Source organism: Cupriavidus taiwanensis (assembly GCF_900249755.1).
GTDB lineage: Bacteria > Pseudomonadota > Gammaproteobacteria > Burkholderiales > Burkholderiaceae > Cupriavidus > Cupriavidus taiwanensis_D.
On sequence record NZ_LT976854.1, the window covers coordinates 1,370,322 to 1,386,044 of the forward strand.

The 15,723-nt window shown below is 68.3% G+C and carries 13 protein-coding genes; 2 read left to right on the forward strand and 11 right to left on the reverse strand.

From position 1 onward, the window contains the following. Positions 1–270 precede the first annotated feature (270 nt). Positions 271–1,170 (forward strand): manganese catalase family protein, encoded by a 900-nt coding sequence (locus CBM2594_RS21870; protein ID WP_116358857.1) that lies wholly within the window; start codon positions 271–273, stop codon positions 1,168–1,170. A gap of 23 nt (positions 1,171–1,193) precedes the next feature. On the opposite strand, the gene CBM2594_RS21875 is transcribed toward CBM2594_RS21870, so the two are convergent. Continuing rightward, a complete protein-coding gene (locus CBM2594_RS21875; protein ID WP_116358858.1) occupies positions 1,194–2,474 on the reverse strand; it encodes an Nramp family divalent metal transporter in 1,281 nt (426 codons plus the stop codon). Between the two features lie 19 nt (positions 2,475–2,493). Then, positions 2,494–2,829, reverse strand: a complete 336-nt coding sequence (locus CBM2594_RS21880) for a hypothetical protein (protein ID WP_147310442.1) — start codon at positions 2,827–2,829, stop codon at positions 2,494–2,496. A 68-nt stretch (positions 2,830–2,897) separates the two neighbouring features. On the opposite strand from CBM2594_RS21880, the gene CBM2594_RS21885 reads away from it, so the two are divergent. Next, positions 2,898–3,485: a TetR/AcrR family transcriptional regulator gene (locus CBM2594_RS21885; protein ID WP_116358859.1), complete on the forward strand. Its 588-nt coding sequence runs from the start codon at positions 2,898–2,900 to the stop codon at positions 3,483–3,485. 30 nt (positions 3,486–3,515) lie between these two features. Here CBM2594_RS21885 and CBM2594_RS21890 read toward each other — a convergent pair whose 3' ends face one another. The 9 genes from CBM2594_RS21890 to frc (CBM2594_RS21930) form a co-directional block, all read right to left on the reverse strand. After that, positions 3,516–4,532 carry a Bug family tripartite tricarboxylate transporter substrate binding protein gene (locus tag CBM2594_RS21890; RefSeq protein ID WP_232346710.1) on the reverse strand — a complete coding sequence of 339 codons (1,017 nt, stop codon included), beginning with the start codon at positions 4,530–4,532 and terminating at the stop codon, positions 3,516–3,518. A gap of 76 nt (positions 4,533–4,608) precedes the next feature. After that, positions 4,609–6,186 carry an AMP-binding protein gene (locus CBM2594_RS21895; RefSeq protein WP_116358861.1) on the reverse strand — a complete coding sequence of 526 codons (1,578 nt, stop codon included), beginning with the start codon at positions 6,184–6,186 and terminating at the stop codon, positions 4,609–4,611. Between the two features lie 161 nt (positions 6,187–6,347). Beyond that, positions 6,348–6,785, reverse strand: coding sequence for a PAS domain-containing protein (locus CBM2594_RS21900; RefSeq protein WP_116358862.1), 438 nt, complete (start codon positions 6,783–6,785; stop codon positions 6,348–6,350). Between the two features lie 155 nt (positions 6,786–6,940). Then, positions 6,941–8,191: a formyl-CoA transferase gene (gene frc, locus CBM2594_RS21905; protein WP_116358863.1), complete on the reverse strand. Its 1,251-nt coding sequence runs from the start codon at positions 8,189–8,191 to the stop codon at positions 6,941–6,943. A gap of 40 nt (positions 8,192–8,231) precedes the next feature. Then, positions 8,232–9,971, reverse strand: coding sequence for an oxalyl-CoA decarboxylase (gene oxc / locus CBM2594_RS21910; protein WP_116358864.1), 1,740 nt, complete (start codon positions 9,969–9,971; stop codon positions 8,232–8,234). Between the two features lie 438 nt (positions 9,972–10,409). Beyond that, a complete protein-coding gene (pntB, locus tag CBM2594_RS21915; protein WP_116358865.1) occupies positions 10,410–11,807 on the reverse strand; it encodes a Re/Si-specific NAD(P)(+) transhydrogenase subunit beta in 1,398 nt (465 codons plus the stop codon). A 16-nt stretch (positions 11,808–11,823) separates the two neighbouring features. After that, positions 11,824–13,383 carry a Re/Si-specific NAD(P)(+) transhydrogenase subunit alpha gene (locus CBM2594_RS21920; protein ID WP_116358866.1) on the reverse strand — a complete coding sequence of 520 codons (1,560 nt, stop codon included), beginning with the start codon at positions 13,381–13,383 and terminating at the stop codon, positions 11,824–11,826. Positions 13,384–13,420: 37 nt separating this feature from the next. After that, complete coding sequence (locus CBM2594_RS21925; RefSeq protein ID WP_116358867.1) at positions 13,421–14,203, reverse strand: fumarylacetoacetate hydrolase family protein; 783 nt, start codon at positions 14,201–14,203, stop codon at positions 13,421–13,423. 138 nt (positions 14,204–14,341) lie between these two features. Next, entirely contained in the window at positions 14,342–15,574 is a 1,233-nt protein-coding gene (gene frc, locus CBM2594_RS21930) for a formyl-CoA transferase (RefSeq protein ID WP_116358868.1), read from the reverse strand. Between the last annotated feature and the right edge of the window lie 149 nt (positions 15,575–15,723).

Below are 15,723 nucleotides of genomic sequence, written 5' to 3' on the forward strand. Positions count from 1 at the left end.
CTCCGCTCCTGCCCGTCCTGCTGCACGCAGCGCCAGTAATTTTCACACGGCTCTCCCGCTTTTTACCGTATCCGCCGCGCCGGGCGGCCCTTCGCGTTGCCCCCGGCAACGCGCCACACCAGCCGTGCAAGCTCCACGCCACCGCGCACCCGCAGGCCAGTTCTCGGGCGGGCATGATCGTTGCGGCGGCGAGCGCCCGGCCCGGGCCGCCGTTCCTCCACCCACCTGAGCATCGGCGCGCCCCCGCCCACCCCAACCGGAGAGACCACCATGTTCATGCACAACAAGCGACTGCAGTACACCGTGCGCGTTTCGCGTCCCGACCCCGGCCTGGCCAATCTGCTGCTGGAGCAGTTTGGCGGCCCGCAGGGCGAACTGGCCGCGGCCTGCCGCTACTTCACGCAGGCCCTGGCCGAGGAAGACCCCGGCCGCAAGGACATGCTGCTCGATATCGCCACGGAGGAGCTGAGCCACCTGGAGGTGATCGGCTCGATCATCGCCATGCTCAACCGCGGCGCCAAGGGTGAACTGGCGGAAGGGCTGGACCAGCAGGCCGAGCTCTACCGCTCGCTGCAAGGCGCCGGCAACGACAGCCACGTGACCCAGGTGCTGTTCGGCGGCGGGCCGGCGCTGGTCAACTCGGCCGGCGTGCCGTGGACCGCGGCCTATGTCGACACCATCGGCGAGCCCACCGCCGACCTGCGCTCCAACATTGCCGCCGAGGCGCGCGCCAAGATCATCTACGAGCGGCTGATGAACGTGACCGACGACCCCAGCGTGCAGGAGGCGCTGGGTTTCCTGATGACGCGCGAGATCTCGCACCAGAAGTCGTTCGAGAAGGCGCTGTACTCGATCACGCCCAACTTCCCGCCGGGCAAGACGCCGGGCGACCCGCAGTTCGCCAACGTCTATTTCAAGATGTCGCAGGGCGAGGCCATGCGCGGGCCCTGGAATGCGGACCGCAATTTTGTTTTTGTCGAGACCCCGACGCCCGCGGTCGACGGCGGCGACGGCACCGCGCAGGTGGACCTGCCCGCCGAGCAGCAGGGCACGCTGGAAGCCTTTGCCATGCGCGGCGCCTCCGATCCGCAGAGCGATCCGCTGACCGGCGCCGAGCTGGGTTCAGGCCAAGCCGAGGCGGATGACCCGCAGCAGCGCCCGCAGCGCTGACTCGCACGCGGGCCAGCCGCCCGCTACGGCCGCCAGGCCGTCAGCGTCATCGTCACCATGGCCACGTTCATGGCGACGATGATGCCGACGGCCAGCGTGGCCAGCACGAACACCGTGCGCGAGTTGGCGTAGCGGCCCATCAGCCTGCGGTCGCTGGTAAAGCGCAGCAGCGGGATCGCCGCGAACGGCAACTGCAGGCTCAGGATGACCTGGCTGACCAGCAGCAGCTGCGCCATGCCGCGCTCGGCGAAGAGGATGGCCACCACCAGCGCGGGCACGATCGCCACGCAGCGCGTCAGCAGCCGGCGCGCCCACGGCGGCAGCCGGGTGCGGATAAAGCCTTCCATCACCACCTGCCCCGCGAGCGTGGCGGTCACGGCCGAGCACTGCCCCGACGCCAGCAGCGCGACGCCGAACACCACGCTGGCCCAGGTGGCGCCGGTGAGCGGACTGAGCAGGTGATAGGCGTCCTGGATTTCCGCGACATCGGTACGGCCGGCCGCATGGAACACGCCCGCGGCGGTCACCAGGATCGCACTGTTGATGACAAAGGCCACCGCCAGCGCCGTGATCGTATCGAAGGCGATATAGCGCAGCGCGCGCTCGGTGCCCTGCCGGTCCGCATGCGGCAGCCGCGTCTTGACCACGGCGGAGTGCAGGTACAGGTTGTGCGGCATCACCGTGGCGCCGATGATGCCGGTGGCGATATACAGCGCCCCGGCATCGCCCAGCACTGCCATGCGCGGCACCAGGCCCGCCGCCAGGTCGGGCCACGCCGGCTGCGCCAGCGCGATCATCAGCATGAAGCAGCCCAGCACCAGCACCACCATGCTGATGACAAAGACCTCCAGCCGCCGGTAGCCGCGCTGCTGCAGCACCAGCACCAGCAGCACGTCGAGCACCGTCAGCGCCACGCCCCAGGGCAGCGGCAGCCCGAACAGCAGGTTCAGCGCGATCGCGGTGCCGATCACCTCGGCCAGGTCGGCGGCGCAGATCGCCACCTCGCACAGCACCCATTGCGACCACGCCGACAGCGGCGACGCGTGCCGGCGGCACGTCTGCGCCAGGTCCAGCCCGCTGACCAGCCCCAGCCGGCTGGCCATGACCTGCAGCAGCATGGCCATGGCGCTGGCCATCGCCACCACCCACAGCAGGCGATAGCCGTAGGCCGAGCCGCCGGCCAGATCGGTGGCCCAGTTGCCCGGGTCCATGTAGCCGACCGCGACCAGGTAGCCGGGTCCGGCAAAGCGCGCGAAGTCGCGCCACGCGTAGGCCGGCGGCGCGGCGGCCAGTTCTGGCGGCATCAGCGCACGCCCCGCACCGCTATACCGCTGGCGGCAGCAGCCGCGCCAGCATGGATGCGGCGCCCGCGGCGACGATAAACAGGCCCAGTGCCATGCGCACGGGATGGCAGCGCCAGCGCCGCCAGAACCAGCCGTCTCGCTCCATCGCCATTCTCCTGACGGGCCGGACCACCGCGGTGCCGGCAGACTTGCCGCAGCGCAAGGATCGTTCCCGCGCGGCAAAGGCAGCCGCGCGCTCGCTGCGGCGCACGCGGTGCGCGGCGTGGTAATTCCGGCGCTGCGGCGGGCGTACCGGCTTGCAAGCTTTACGCGCGACCGCGCCGTGCTGCCGTGTGCGCGGGAATCGTCGTAACATACCGCTCCCAGCCCGTAGCTCGAACCCGCCGGCGGCAGCCGGACGCACACCCGCCCCACGCCCGCTCCATGGCCACGCGACGCACCGACGAAGACTTTATCCAGGAACTGACACGCCTGCTGTGCAGCGAAGGCGTCTCGTCGCTGACCATCGGCGAGATCGCGCAGCGCCTGCGCTGCTCGCGGCGGCGCCTGTATGAGATCGCGCCGACCAAGGAGGCGCTGTTCGTCGGCATCTGCCGCGACGTGCTGGCGGCCAACCTGGAGCGCGGCTTCGCCGCCGCGCGCCGCGAGAGCGATGCCGCGCGCGCCGTGTCGGCCTACCTGCACGCCGCGCTGAATACCTCGGGATTGAGCAAGGCGGCGCTGTCCGACCTCGATGCCATCGACAGCGGCCGGGCCGTGTTCGACGCGTACCAGCTCGCGCGCGTGCGCGGGCTGGAAAGCCTGCTCGAGGCCGGCATGCGGCAAGGACTGCTGGCTGCGCACAACCCGCGGCTGGTGTCCGAGGCCATCCTGGGCGCCGCGCACCGCCTGCGCAACCAGCAGTTCCTGAAGGACACCGGGCTGAAGATGGGGGATGCCTTCAGCGAGTTCTACGAGATCATCCTGAATGGCCTGCTGCGCAGGCCTGGCCCGGCGCCCGGCAAGACCTAGCCGGGCGCCCGGGCGGCGGCACCCTCCCCGCTATTGCGGCGGGATATTGGCAGAGCGGATCACTCGGCCCCACTTGGCATACTCGTCCTGCACGAAGCGGCCGGCGTCGTCGGGCGTGGCCACCACCGGAATCAGCGCGGCGGCATCCAGCGTGGTACGCAGGTCCGGGTTCTTCTGGGCCTGGTTGATGACCTCGTTGAGCCGCGCCACTACAGGGGCCTGCGTCCCCTTGGGCACGAACGCGGCCATCCAGCCGACCACCTCGAAACCGGGCACGCCGGATTCGGCGATGGTGGGAACGTCGGCCAACTGCGGTGCCCGTTTCGCGGTGGTCACGGCCAGCGCGCGCACCTTGCCGGATTTCACCTGCGTGACCGCGGCGCCAATGTTGGCGAACAGGAAGTCCACATGCCCGCCGATCAATGCAGCCATGGCTTCCGAAGGCCCGCCGTAGGGCACGTGCGTGTATTCAAGCCCCTTCACATCCTGCTTGAGCAGCTCGGCCGCCAGGTGCGCGGAGCTGCCGACGCTGCCCGACGCGTAGTTCACCTTGCCGGGCCGCGCCTTGACGTATGCCAGGAACTCGGAAAAGGTCTTGGCGGGGAAGCTGTTGCTGACCAGCAGCACATTGCCGTTCAAGCCGAATACCGCGACAGCCTGGAAGTCCTTCAGCGGGTCATAGGGCGTTGCCGCGATCAGCCGTGGGTTGATCGCATGGGTAACGTTGGTGCCGAGCAGCAACGTGTAGCCGTCCGGCGCCGCACGTGCCACCAGGTTCGCGCCGATGGTCGCGCCGGCGCCGGGCTTGTTCTCCGCCACCAGCGGCTGCCCCAGCGCATCGCCCATGTACTTGGCGAAGGTCCGAGCGGTCAGGTCGGTCACGCCGCCCGGCGCGAACGGCACCACCAGCCGGATCGGCCGCGTGGGATACGCGTCGGCGGCGTGCGCGGACGTGCCGACGATGCCAAGGGCCAGCACGCAGGCGCGCACCGCATGGAGCGCGCGCATTGGTCGAATGGCCCTGGGTTGCGGCAAGTGGTTTGCCATGGTGGTCTCCTCCAATTGTGGTCGGTCAGGCGGGAATGCCGGCCCTCTTGCGGGACCGTGCGGTAGCTGTGGCGCTTCAGGCCACCTGCCGCTCCTGGCCGCCCCAGTAGCGGCCGCGGATGGCCTTGCGGTCGATCTTGCCCAGCGCCGTCAGCGGCAGCGCATCGGCGAACACAACCTGCTTGGGGGCGTTGACCACGCCCTTGTGGCGCGTCACGTGCGCGATCACGTCGGCCTCGGTCAGAGCAGTGCCCGGGCGGGCCACCACCACGGCGGTCACGGCCTCGCCCCACTTGGGGTCGGGCACGCCGATCACCGCTGACATGGCGATGGCCGGATGCAGCGCCAGGCAATGCTCGACTTCGCTCGGGTAGACGTTGAAGCCGCCGCTGATGATCATGTCCTTGGCGCGGTCGACCAGGTACAGGAAGCCTTCGCTGTCGCAGCGTGCCATGTCGCCGGTATGGAGCCAGTCGCCGGCAAAGACTTTGGCGTCTTCTTCCGGCCGGTTCAGGTAGCCCTCCATCACCAGCGGGCCGCGCACGCACAGCTCGCCCACCTCGCCCGGCGCGACTTCGCGCAGCTGCGCGTCGAGCAGCCGGACCTGGTTGCCCGGGATCACCTTGCCGCACGAGCGCAGGCGCTCGGGGTGGTCCGGGTCGTGGTCGCGCGGGCTCAGGTAGCTGACGCACATCGGCGCTTCGGCCTGGCCGTAGATCTGCCCGAACACCGGGCCGATGCGGCGCAGCGCTTCGGCCAGGCGCACCGGTGCGATCGGCGCGGCGCCGTAGAGCACCAGTTCCAGGCTGGACAGGTCGGCCGTGTCCAAACCGTCGCAATCGAGCAGCCCGTAGATCTGCGTGGGTACCAGGAAGGTCAGGTTGATGCGGTGCTCGGCGACGCGGCGCAGGAAATCCGCCGGGCTGAACTTGTCGCACAGGTAGATGGTGCCGCCGCGCAGCAGCGTCGGCAGGAACAGGCTGCCGGACGCGTGCGAGATCGGCGTGGTGACCAGGTAGCGCACCTGTGCCGGCCATTCGTAGGTCGCGAGCATGTACTGCAGCATCGTGACCGAGGTGCGGTGGGTATGCAGGATGCCTTTCGAGCGCCCGGTGGTGCCGCCGGTGTACGACAGCTTGCTGATCTCGGTCGGATCATCGCCGGGGACCACGGGGGCGCCGTCGAAGGCCGCCGCGGCGCGGGCCAGGCCGGGGCCGAACTCGCCGTCGTCCAGCGGCAGCAACTGCAGCGGGGTGCCAGCGGCGAGCGCGCGGGCCCGCTCGCCGAAGCGCGCGTTGTCGACCACCAGCGCCTGCACGCCCGCGTCTTCCAGCACGAAGGCATGGTCCGCCTGCGCCGCCATCGGGTGCAGCGACACGGCCTTCAGTCCGGCCAGTTGCGCGGCGATGATGGCCGCGACGGCCTCGGCGCGATTGCCGACCAGGAAGGCCACCACATCCTGGCGCGCCAGCCCGCGCGCGGCAAACAGCCGTGCGATGCGCGCGCTTTGCTGCGCCAGCGCTTCATAGCTCAGCGTGACGTCGTCGCCCACGACGGCGGGTACGCCAGGCCGCGCGCGCAGCGCCGCGGTATAGAGCTGGCCGACGGTCGCACCGCCGTGGACGACCGAAGCCGCCGAAGCCTGACGGGCCATGTTGTCTCCCTGGAATCGTTCTGGTCAGGCTCCCAATGTAGGGGCCGCTCGGTACCACGTCAATGCTTTTGGTACCGAAAAGGCCGGGTTAATGCGGGGCGAAGCAAAGGGCGACGCACACACAGCGGAACGGTGCCGGGGTTACTCGCGCAGCAGGCGCTTCAGGCTTGCTCCTTGACCTGGCTCTCCAGTTCGACCAGCCGCTTCTTCAGCGCCCGCTCTTCCTGGAAACGCACGGTCTCGTCGCGGATCACCGCGACGATGCCGGTGATGGCCCCCGCGTCATCCTTGAGCAGCGCCACGGTGAAGGCGATCGACATGGCCTTGCCGTCCTTGTCCACCGCCGGCACCTTGAGCAGGTCATGGCCGTAGCGCGTGATGCCGGTCGCCATGGTCTTGTCATAACCTTCCCAGTGCCGCCCGCGCAGCCGCTCGGGGATGATCAGGTCCAGCGACTGGCCCATGGCCTCGGCCTGGGTGAAGCCGAACATGCGCTCGGCCGCCGGATTCCACAGCGTGATGGCGCCCTTGGCGTCGGAGATGATGATGGCGTCGCCGATGGCGGACACCAGTTGCGCGTAGTCGATCTGCTCTGTCATGGGGATTCCCTCTCGTCGTCTGCAAACGGCGGCCGGCCGGGGCACGCCGGTGCCATCAAGGTAGCGTGCCACATCGCGGCGCCACAAGCAAAAACGCCGGAGCCCGCTGTGCGCGCGGCCCCGGCGCTGGCGCCGGCACGGGTGCCGGCACTGCGTCAGATCACCTGGGCCTCGCGCAGGCGCTTGATGTCTTCCGCACCGTAGCCCAGGCCGGCCAGCACCTCTTCGCTATGCTCGCCCAGCAGCGGCGACCCGGTGATCTCCGGCTTCAGGTCGGAGAACTTGATCGGGCTGCCCACCGTCAGGTAGGTGCCGCGCTCCTTGTGCGGCACCTCGGTGATGCTGCCGCTGGCGCGCAGCGACGGATCGGCGGCGATTTCCTTCATCGACAGCACCGGCGAGCACGGGATATCGAACTTGCGCAGGATGTCGACCGCCTCGTACTTGGTCTTGTCGGCCAGCCACTCTTCGATGGTGTTGAAGATATCGAAGATATGCGGCTGGCGTGCCTTGGCGGTGGCGTAGTTCGGATCGGTAATCCATTCCGGCTTGCCCAGTGCCTTGCAGATCGGCTCCCAGGCATGGCCCTGGATGGTGAAGTAGATATAGGCGTTGGGATCGGTTTCCCAGCCCTTGCACTTCAGCACCCAGCCCGGCTGGCCGCCGCCGCCGGCGTTGCCGCCGCGCGGCACCACGTCGCTGAAGGTGCCGTGCGGGTACTGCGGGTACTCTTCCAGGTAGCCCAGGCGGTCCAGGCGCTGCTGGTCGCGCAGCTTGACCCGGCACAGGTTCAGTACCGCATCCTGCATCGACACCGCCACCTTCTGGCCCTTGCCGGTCTTGTCGCGGCCGATCAGCGCGGTCAGGATACCGATCGCCAGGTGCATGCCGGTGTTGGAATCGCCCAGCGCCGCGGCGGACACGGTCGGCGGGCCGTCCCAGAAGCCGGTGGTCGAGGCCGCGCCGCCGGCGCACTGCGCCACGTTCTCGTAGACCTTCAGGTCTTCATAGTGGTGGCCGTCGCTGAAGCCCTTGACCGAAGCCACGATCATCTTCGGATTCAGCTCGTTGATGCGTTCCCACGAGAAACCCATGCGGTCCAGCGCGCCCGGGCCGAAGTTCTCGACCAGCACGTCCGATTCGCGGATCAGCTGCTCCAGGATCTTCTTGCCTTCCGGCTTCTTGGTATCCAGCGTCAGGCTGCGCTTGTTGGAGTTGAGCATGGTGAAGTACAGCGCATCGACATCCGGGATGTCGCGCAGCTGGGTGCGCGTCACGTCGCCGGACCCGGGGCGCTCGACCTTGATCACGTCGGCGCCGAACCATGCCAGCAGCTGGGTGCAGGCGGGACCCGCCTGGACGTGCGTGAAGTCGATGATCTTGATGCCGTTGAGTGGGAGGTTCACGTTCGTCTCCTATTGGATTAGGGGGAGAAATTCGGGTGAATTACTTCTTGGCCGAGCTTTGCGGATTCAGGTTGGTCAGGCGGCCGCTTTCGGTGCCGGCGGCGGGGTCGATCACGGCGTTGACCAGCGTCGGCTTGCCCGAGCGCAGCGCTTCGTTGACCGCCGCTTCCAGTTCCGCCGGCGTGGTGACGTTGGCTCCGACCCCACCGAACGCTTCCATCATCTTGTCGTAGCGCGCGCCCGGGACGAAGGTCGTGACCGCCGGGTCGGTGCCGCCGGTGGGGTTCTTGTCGATGCCCTTGTAGACGCCGTTGTTGTTGAAGATGACGATGCAGACCGGCAGGTTGTAGCGGCAGATGGTCTCGACTTCCATGCCCGAAAAACCGAACGCACTGTCGCCGCACAGCGCCAGCACCGGCTTGCCGGTCTCGACCGCCGCGGCCACCGCATAGCCCATGCCCACGCCCATCACGCCCCAGGTGCCCACGTCCAGGCGCTTGCGCGGTTCATACATGTCGATCACGGCGCGGGCGTAGTCGAGCGTGTTGGCGCCTTCGTTGACAAACGAGATGCCCGGGTTGGCCCTGACCACCTCCTTCAGCACGCCCAGCGCACCGTGGAAGTTCATCGGCGCGGCTTCCCTGGCCCTGGCCAGGGTCTCGGCCATCTTCGCCAGGTTGGTGTCCCTGCGGTCCGCCACCGCGTTCAGCCATTCGGCGCCCGGTTTGGCGAAGTCATTGCCGACCTTGTCGAGCAGCGCCGCGACGCACGAGCCGATGTCACCGACAACCGGCGCGGCGATGGCGACGTTGCTGTCCATCTCGGTCGGCGCGATGTCGACCTGGATGAACTGCTTGGGCTTGCCCCAGGTCTTGCCCTTGCCGTGCGACAGCAGCCAGTTCAGGCGGGCCCCGACCAGCAGCACCACGTCGGCTTCGGCCAGCACGTACGAGCGCGCGGCCGAGGCCGATTGCGGATGGGTATCGGGCAGCAAGCCCTTGGCCATCGACATCGGCAGGTACGGAATGCCGGTCTTCTCGACCAGCGCGCGCAGGTCCGCCTCGGCGCGGGCGTAGGCGGCGCCCTTGCCGATCAGGATCAGCGGCCGCTTCGCGCTCTTCAGCAGCGCGACAGCGCGGTCGACCGAGTCCGGCGCGGGCAGCTGCCGCGGCGCCGGGTCCACCACCTTGATCAGCGACTGCTTGCCCTTCTCGGCTTCCAGCGACTGGCCCAGCAGCTTGGCCGGCAGGTCCAGGTACACGCCGCCCGGACGGCCCGACACCGCGGCGCGAATCGCACGCGCGACGCCGACGCCGATGTCTTCCGCATGCAGCACGCGGAACGCGGCCTTGGCGTGCGGGCGGGCGATGGCCAGCTGGTCCATCTCTTCGTAGTCGCCCTGCTGCAGGTCGACGATCTCGCGCTCGCTCGAGCCGCTGATCAGGATCATCGGGAAGCAGTTGGTGGTGGCATGCGCCAGCGCCGTCAGCCCGTTGAGGAAGCCCGGCGCGGAGACGGTCAGGCAGACGCCCGGCTTCTGCGTCAGAAAGCCCGCGATCGCCGCGGCGTTGCCCGCGTTCTGCTCGTGGCGGAAGCTGATGACGCGCATGCCGTTGGCCTGCGCCAGACGGGCCAGATCGGTGACCGGAATGCCGGGCAGGCCGTAGATGTTTTCGATGCCGTTCAGCTTCAGCGCGTCGATGACCAGATGAAACCCATCGGTCTGGGCCTGATGTGCTTCCGCGGCGTGACGCTGCAGCTCGTTTCCGACTTCTGCCATGGTTGCTTCCTTCTATGCAAATTGACTGGGGTGGGAATTTTTCTGGTTCAGGCTGCCGCGGGAGTGCTGTGGGCCCGTTTCGCTACGACTTCCGACATGCTTGGTCTCCTGGTTGGACTTCTGTTCGTGGTGCGCGGGGGCTGTGCCCTGCCTGGGTCTGCGCCGGTTCGGATCGACCGGTCTTGATGACATACGGTATGTGATATATCAGAGAACGGCAAGCAATTTTCCATCTCCGCCACCAACTTTCGTCAGTGCACCGCAGCAAACGTGGCCGTATCTGCGTTCAAATCAGCGCAAATGCTCAATCCCAGCCATTTATGCGCATTTCGCACGAATGCCGCTCCTAGATCCGAAAGCGACTCAAACGTCGAATTCTGGCTCTAGATATATCACATACATCGTTTTTACAGGACTGCCATTCGGCCTCGACACGATTCAGGCCGGTGCTTCCTCCAACTGCCGCAACAGCGCATCGACACTGCCCTTGGCATCGCCAAACCACATGCGCGTGTTGTCCTTGTAGAACAACGGGTTGTCCACGCCGGCGTAGCCCGCCGCCATGCTGCGCTTGGACACCACCACGGTCTTGGCCTTCCACACTTCCAGCACCGGCATGCCGGCAATCGGGCTGGCGGGGTCTTCCAGCGCGCCCGGGTTGACGATGTCGTTGGCGCCGACCACCAGCACCACGTCGGCCTTCTCGAAGTCGTCGTTGATCTCTTCCATCTCCAGCACGATGTCGTACGGCACGCGCGCCTCGGCCAGCAGCACGTTCATGTGCCCCGGCAGGCGGCCCGCTACCGGGTGAATGCCGAAGCGCACGTTGACGCCCTGCGCCCGCAAGCGCCGCGCGATCTCGCTGATGGTCCCCTGCGCCTGCGCCACCGCCATGCCGTAGCCCGGCACGATGATGACCTCGCTGGCGTCCTTGAGCAGGCTGCTGACTTCCTCGCTCGATACCGGCAGCACCTCGCCCTGCTCGGTCGCCGCGCCCTGCGCCTGCACCGCGCCGAAGCCGCCGAGGATCACCGCCAGGAACTTGCGGTTCATTGCCTTGCACATGATGAAGCTGAGGATGGCGCCGCTCGACCCCACCAGCGCGCCGGTGATGATCAGCAGGTCGTTGCCGAGCATGAAGCCGGTCGCCGCCGCCGCCCAGCCGGAGTAGCTGTTCAGCATCGACACCACCACCGGCATGTCGGCGCCGCCGATGGCCAGCACCAGGTGCGCGCCGACCAGCAGCGCGATCACCGTCATCGCCGCCAGCGGCACCAGCCCCTGCTGCGGGTCCGGCGCGGACAGGAAGGCATAGCCCAGCCACACGCACACCACCAGCGCGCCGGCGTTGAGCACGTGGCGCCCCGGCAGCAGCATCGGCTTGCCGCCCATGGTGCCCTGCAGCTTGAGGAAGGCGATGATCGACCCGGTGAAGGTGACCGCGCCGATCAGGATGCCAAGGTACGTTTCGACCTCATGGATCGCCTTCTCGGCGCCGGCCAGCGTGGCCGGCTGCAGGTAGCTGGCGTAGCCGACCAGCACCGCGGCCAGGCCGACGAAGCTGTGCAGCACCGCCACCAGCTGCGGCATCTGCGTCATCTCGACGCGCCGGGCCAGCACCGCGCCGGCAATGCCTCCCACCACCATCGCGACGATGATGATGGCGATGCCGTCGGGGCTGCCCGCCAGCACCGTGGTCATGACCGCGATCACCATGCCGGCGATGCCGAGCATGTTGCCGCGCCGGGCGGTGGCGGGATGGCTCAGCCCGCTCAGGCTGAGGATAAACAGCGCGCTCGCGGCGAGGTAAGCGATATTGCTGATTCCGGATGGCATGGTTGTCTCCCTGGCCTTAGTCTCGCTGGAACATCTTCAGCATGCGCTGCGTCACCAGGAAGCCGCCGGCGATATTGATGGTGGCCACCAGCACCGCGCAGCCCGCGATCACCGCCGTCAGCAGCGACGGCTTGCCCAGCTGCACCAGCGCCCCCACCACGATGATCCCGCTGATGGCATTGGTCACGCTCATCAGCGGCGTGTGCAGCGCGGCGGTGACGTTCCACACCACCTGGTAGCCGACGAAGATGGCGAGCACGAACACCGTGAAATGCGCCATGAAGGCCGGCGGCGCGACCGCGCCCAGCGCCAGCAACGCGGCGGCCGCCAGCGCCAGCGCAACCAGCGCCGTGCCGGTGCGGCTGCGCGGCGGCGCGGCTTCGGCCGGCACCGGCACCTCCGCCGGCGCCTGCTGCTGCGGCACCGCGACGGTCAGCGGCGGTGGTGGCCAGGTCACCGCGCCCTGGTGCAGCACGGTCGCGCCGCGGATCATTTCGTCAGCCATGTCGACCACCAGCTGGCCGTCCTTGCCCGGCGTCAGTTCGCTCAGCAGGTGGCAGATATTGGTGGCATAGAGCTGGCTGGCCTGCGCCGCCATGCGGCTGGGCAGGTCGGTGTAGCCGATGATGGTGACGCCGTCGCGGCGCACGCTTTCGCCCGGCACGGTCAGCACGCAGTTGCCGCCCTGCTCGGCGGCCAGGTCGACCACCACGCTGCCGGCGCGCATCAGCCCGACGGTGCCGGCCTCGAGCAGCTTCGGCGCCGGCTTGCCCGGGATCAGCGCGGTGGTGATGATGATGTCGACCTCGCGCGCCTGCCCGGCAAACAGCCGCATCTCCGCTTCGATAAAGGCCGGGCTCATTTCCCTGGCGTAGCCGCCGCTGCCGCTGCCGTCTTCGTCGATCTCGACGGTCAGGAACTCCGCGCCCAGGCTCTCGATCTGCTGGCGCACCACCGGCCGCGTATCGAAGGCGCGCACCACCGCGCCCAGGCTGCGCGCCGCGCCGATCGCCGCCAGCCCCGCCACGCCCGCGCCGATCACCAGCACGCGCGCCGGCGGAATCTTGCCGGCGGCGGTGATCTGGCCGGCGAAGGGCCGCCCGAAGGCGTGCGCGGCTTCGATCACCGCTCGGTAGCCGGCCATATTGGCCATCGAGCTGAGCGCGTCCAGCTTCTGCGCGCGCGAGATGCGCGGCACGCAGTCCATTGCCAGCACCGTGGCGCCGCGCTGCGCCAGGCGCTCCAGCATCGGCATCTGCTGCGCCGGCCAGACGAAGCCGATCAGCGTGGCATGCTTCTTCAGCAGCGCCGCTTCTTCCACGCCCAGGCTGGGGTGGACCTGCGGCGGGCGCACCTTGGCCACCACGTCGACCGAGGCCCACAGGCTGGCCGCGTCGACAATGGCGGCGCCGGCGGCACGGTAATCGTCGTCCGAGAACGAAGCCTCCTGGCCCGCGCCGGTCTCCACCACCACCTGGTAGCCGAGCTTGAGCAGTTCCCTGACCGATTCCGGGGTGGCGGCAACGCGCCGCTCGCCCGGGTGGACCTCGCGCGGCACACCGATCGTCATTGGCATGGCATTCACCGTTTCAGGAAAAGAGTCGGGCGCCGGCTCAGCCGCGCACGTGGTTGACCAGCGAACCGATGCCGGCGATCGACACCTCGACCACCGCGCCGTCCTTCATCGACCCCACGCCGAGCGAGGTGCCGACGGCAATCACGTCGCCCGGCATCAGCGTCAGGTCCTGCGAGATCCGGCTGACCTGTTCCTCGGGCGAGAAGATCATGTCCGACAGCGGGTAGTTCTGCCGCTCGACGCCGTCCAGCCGCGTGACCACGCTGGCGGTCTTCCAGTTGAAGCCGGTGACGATGGCCGGGCCGATGCAGCCGAAGGTGTCGAAGCCCTTGGCGCGGGTCCACTGCGGGAAATTGGGATCGGCCGTGATCAGCTCGGCCGCGGTCACGTCGTTGACGATGGTGTAGCCGAAGATATGGGCGCCGGCCTGCGCCACCGTCACGTTGCGCGCCTTCTTGCCGATGACGATGCCCAGCTCGCCCTCGTAGACGATCTTGCCGTCGTAGCTCTTGGGGCGCTGCACGGCGTCGTTGGGACCGGCCAGCGACGACGCCGGCTTGATCAGGAACAGCGGGTGCGTCGGCACCGGCTTTTCCAGCTTGCGCGCGAGCGCATGGAAGTTGTTCCACAGCGCCACCACCTTGCCCGGCACGCACGGTGCGAGCAGTGTCAGCGCGGCGCGGTCGTGCACGGCGCCGGTGGGGCTGGGATTGTCGAAGCCGTCGCCGTCATATTCGATGACGCGGTTGTGGTCGGCTTCATCGATGCGGCCATGGCCGATGCTGCCGTCGGCGCGGCGAAAACGGATCCAGGTTTGCACAGCTTGCTCCTTGCGCAGGCAAAGCGAGGCCCGCCTGCGCCGATATCGGTTTGCGGGAATCTTGGAGAAAGGGAAGGCCAGACGGCACGCGCCGTCAGGGGTCATTCCCGCGTGCGCGGGAATGGCCTCAGCCGGGCCTCATACCGCGCCGGCCAGCTTCATCGCGGCGATCTGCGCGGGCGTGCGTCCCAGCCACTCGAGAATCTCTTCGGTGTGCTCGCCCAGCAGCGGCGAGCGCTCGACCTGCACCGGCGACGCCGACAGCATGATCGGGCACCCCAGCTGCACGTAGTTGCCGCGCTGCGGGTGCTCCAGCTCGACCAGGTAGCCGCGCTGGTACAGCGACTCGTCCTCGATCAGGTCCTTCATCGACAGGATCGGGCCGCACGGCACGTCGACCTCGTTGAGCGCCGCCATCACCTCGAACTTGCTGATGCCGCGCGTCCATTTCTCGATCACGGCGAAGCAGTCGGCCAGGTGCTTCAGCCGCGCTTCGGGCGTGGCGTAGTCCGGATTGGTGATCAGGTCCTCGCGCCCGCACAGGCGCATCAGCGGCTCCCAGCCCTGCGGCTGGATGATGACGTAGACATAGTCGTTGGGTCCGCCCGGCGCGCAGCGCAGCGCGGCGCCCGGCTGCCCGCCGCCCGAGGCGTTGCCCGCGCGCGGCACGTGGTCGCCGAATTCCTGGTTGGGATATTCGCGCAGCGGGCCGTTGGCCAGGCGCTGCTGGTCGCGCAGCTTGACCCGGCACAGGTTCAGCACCGCGTCCTGCATCGCCACTTCCACGCGCTGGCCGCGGCCGGTGTGCTCGCGCTGCAGCAGCGCGGCCAGGATGCCGACCACGGCATGCACGCCGGTGCCGGAGTCGCCGATCTGCGCGCCGGTCACGGTGGGCACGCCATCGGCCTCGCCGGTGGTCGAAGCCGAGCCGCCCATGCACTGCGCCACGTTCTCGTAGGCCTTGCAGTCCGCGTACGGGCCCGGGCCGAAGCCCTTGATCGAGGCATAGACCAGCCGCGGGTTCAGGTCCTGCAAGTGGTCCCAGTCGAAGCCCGCGCGCGCCAGCACGCCGGGGCCGAAGTTCTCGATCAGCACGTCGCTGCGCTGGACCAGGTCTTCGAGCAGCGCCTTGCCTTCCGGCGTCTTCATATTCAGCGTCAGGCTGCGCTTGTTGGAGTTGAGCATGGTGAAGTACAGGCTGTCGGCGTTCGGCACGTCACGCAGCTGGCTGCGCGTGATGTCGCCGCGTCCCGGCATCTCCACCTTGATCACGTCCGCGCCCAGCCACGCCATCAACTGCGTTGCCGACGGGCCCGCCTGGACGTGGGTCATGTCCAGGATGCGCACACCTTGCAGGGCTTTGGTTTCCATTGCGAAGGTCTCCTCTCTTCCGCTATTTGTAGTCTCTGATGACATACGGTATGTGATATATCAGAAGAGAGCAAGAGGAGTTTGGCGCTTCGGCTGCAAATATCGACGATGCGGCGCAACAGTGGGGCGCTTGTCTGGTCCTTCACGGC

What these genes read in the sequence shown, in the direction of transcription:
- CBM2594_RS21870 (WP_116358857.1), top strand. Translation starts at nt 271, where the DNA reads ATGTTCATGCACAACAAGCGACTGCAGTACACCGTGCGCGTTTCGCGT.
- CBM2594_RS21875 (WP_116358858.1), bottom strand. Translation starts at nt 2,474, where the DNA reads ATGCCGCCAGAACTGGCCGCCGCGCCGCCGGCCTACGCGTGGCGCGAC.
- CBM2594_RS21880 (WP_147310442.1), bottom strand. Translation starts at nt 2,829, where the DNA reads ATGTTACGACGATTCCCGCGCACACGGCAGCACGGCGCGGTCGCGCGT.
- CBM2594_RS21885 (WP_116358859.1), top strand. Translation starts at nt 2,898, where the DNA reads ATGGCCACGCGACGCACCGACGAAGACTTTATCCAGGAACTGACACGC.
- CBM2594_RS21890 (WP_232346710.1), bottom strand. Translation starts at nt 4,532, where the DNA reads ATGGCAAACCACTTGCCGCAACCCAGGGCCATTCGACCAATGCGCGCG.
- CBM2594_RS21895 (WP_116358861.1), bottom strand. Translation starts at nt 6,186, where the DNA reads ATGGCCCGTCAGGCTTCGGCGGCTTCGGTCGTCCACGGCGGTGCGACC.
- CBM2594_RS21900 (WP_116358862.1), bottom strand. Translation starts at nt 6,785, where the DNA reads ATGACAGAGCAGATCGACTACGCGCAACTGGTGTCCGCCATCGGCGAC.
- oxc (WP_116358864.1), bottom strand. Translation starts at nt 9,971, where the DNA reads ATGGCAGAAGTCGGAAACGAGCTGCAGCGTCACGCCGCGGAAGCACAT.
- pntB (WP_116358865.1), bottom strand. Translation starts at nt 11,807, where the DNA reads ATGCCATCCGGAATCAGCAATATCGCTTACCTCGCCGCGAGCGCGCTG.
- CBM2594_RS21920 (WP_116358866.1), bottom strand. Translation starts at nt 13,383, where the DNA reads ATGCCAATGACGATCGGTGTGCCGCGCGAGGTCCACCCGGGCGAGCGG.
- frc (WP_116358868.1), bottom strand. Translation starts at nt 15,574, where the DNA reads ATGGAAACCAAAGCCCTGCAAGGTGTGCGCATCCTGGACATGACCCAC.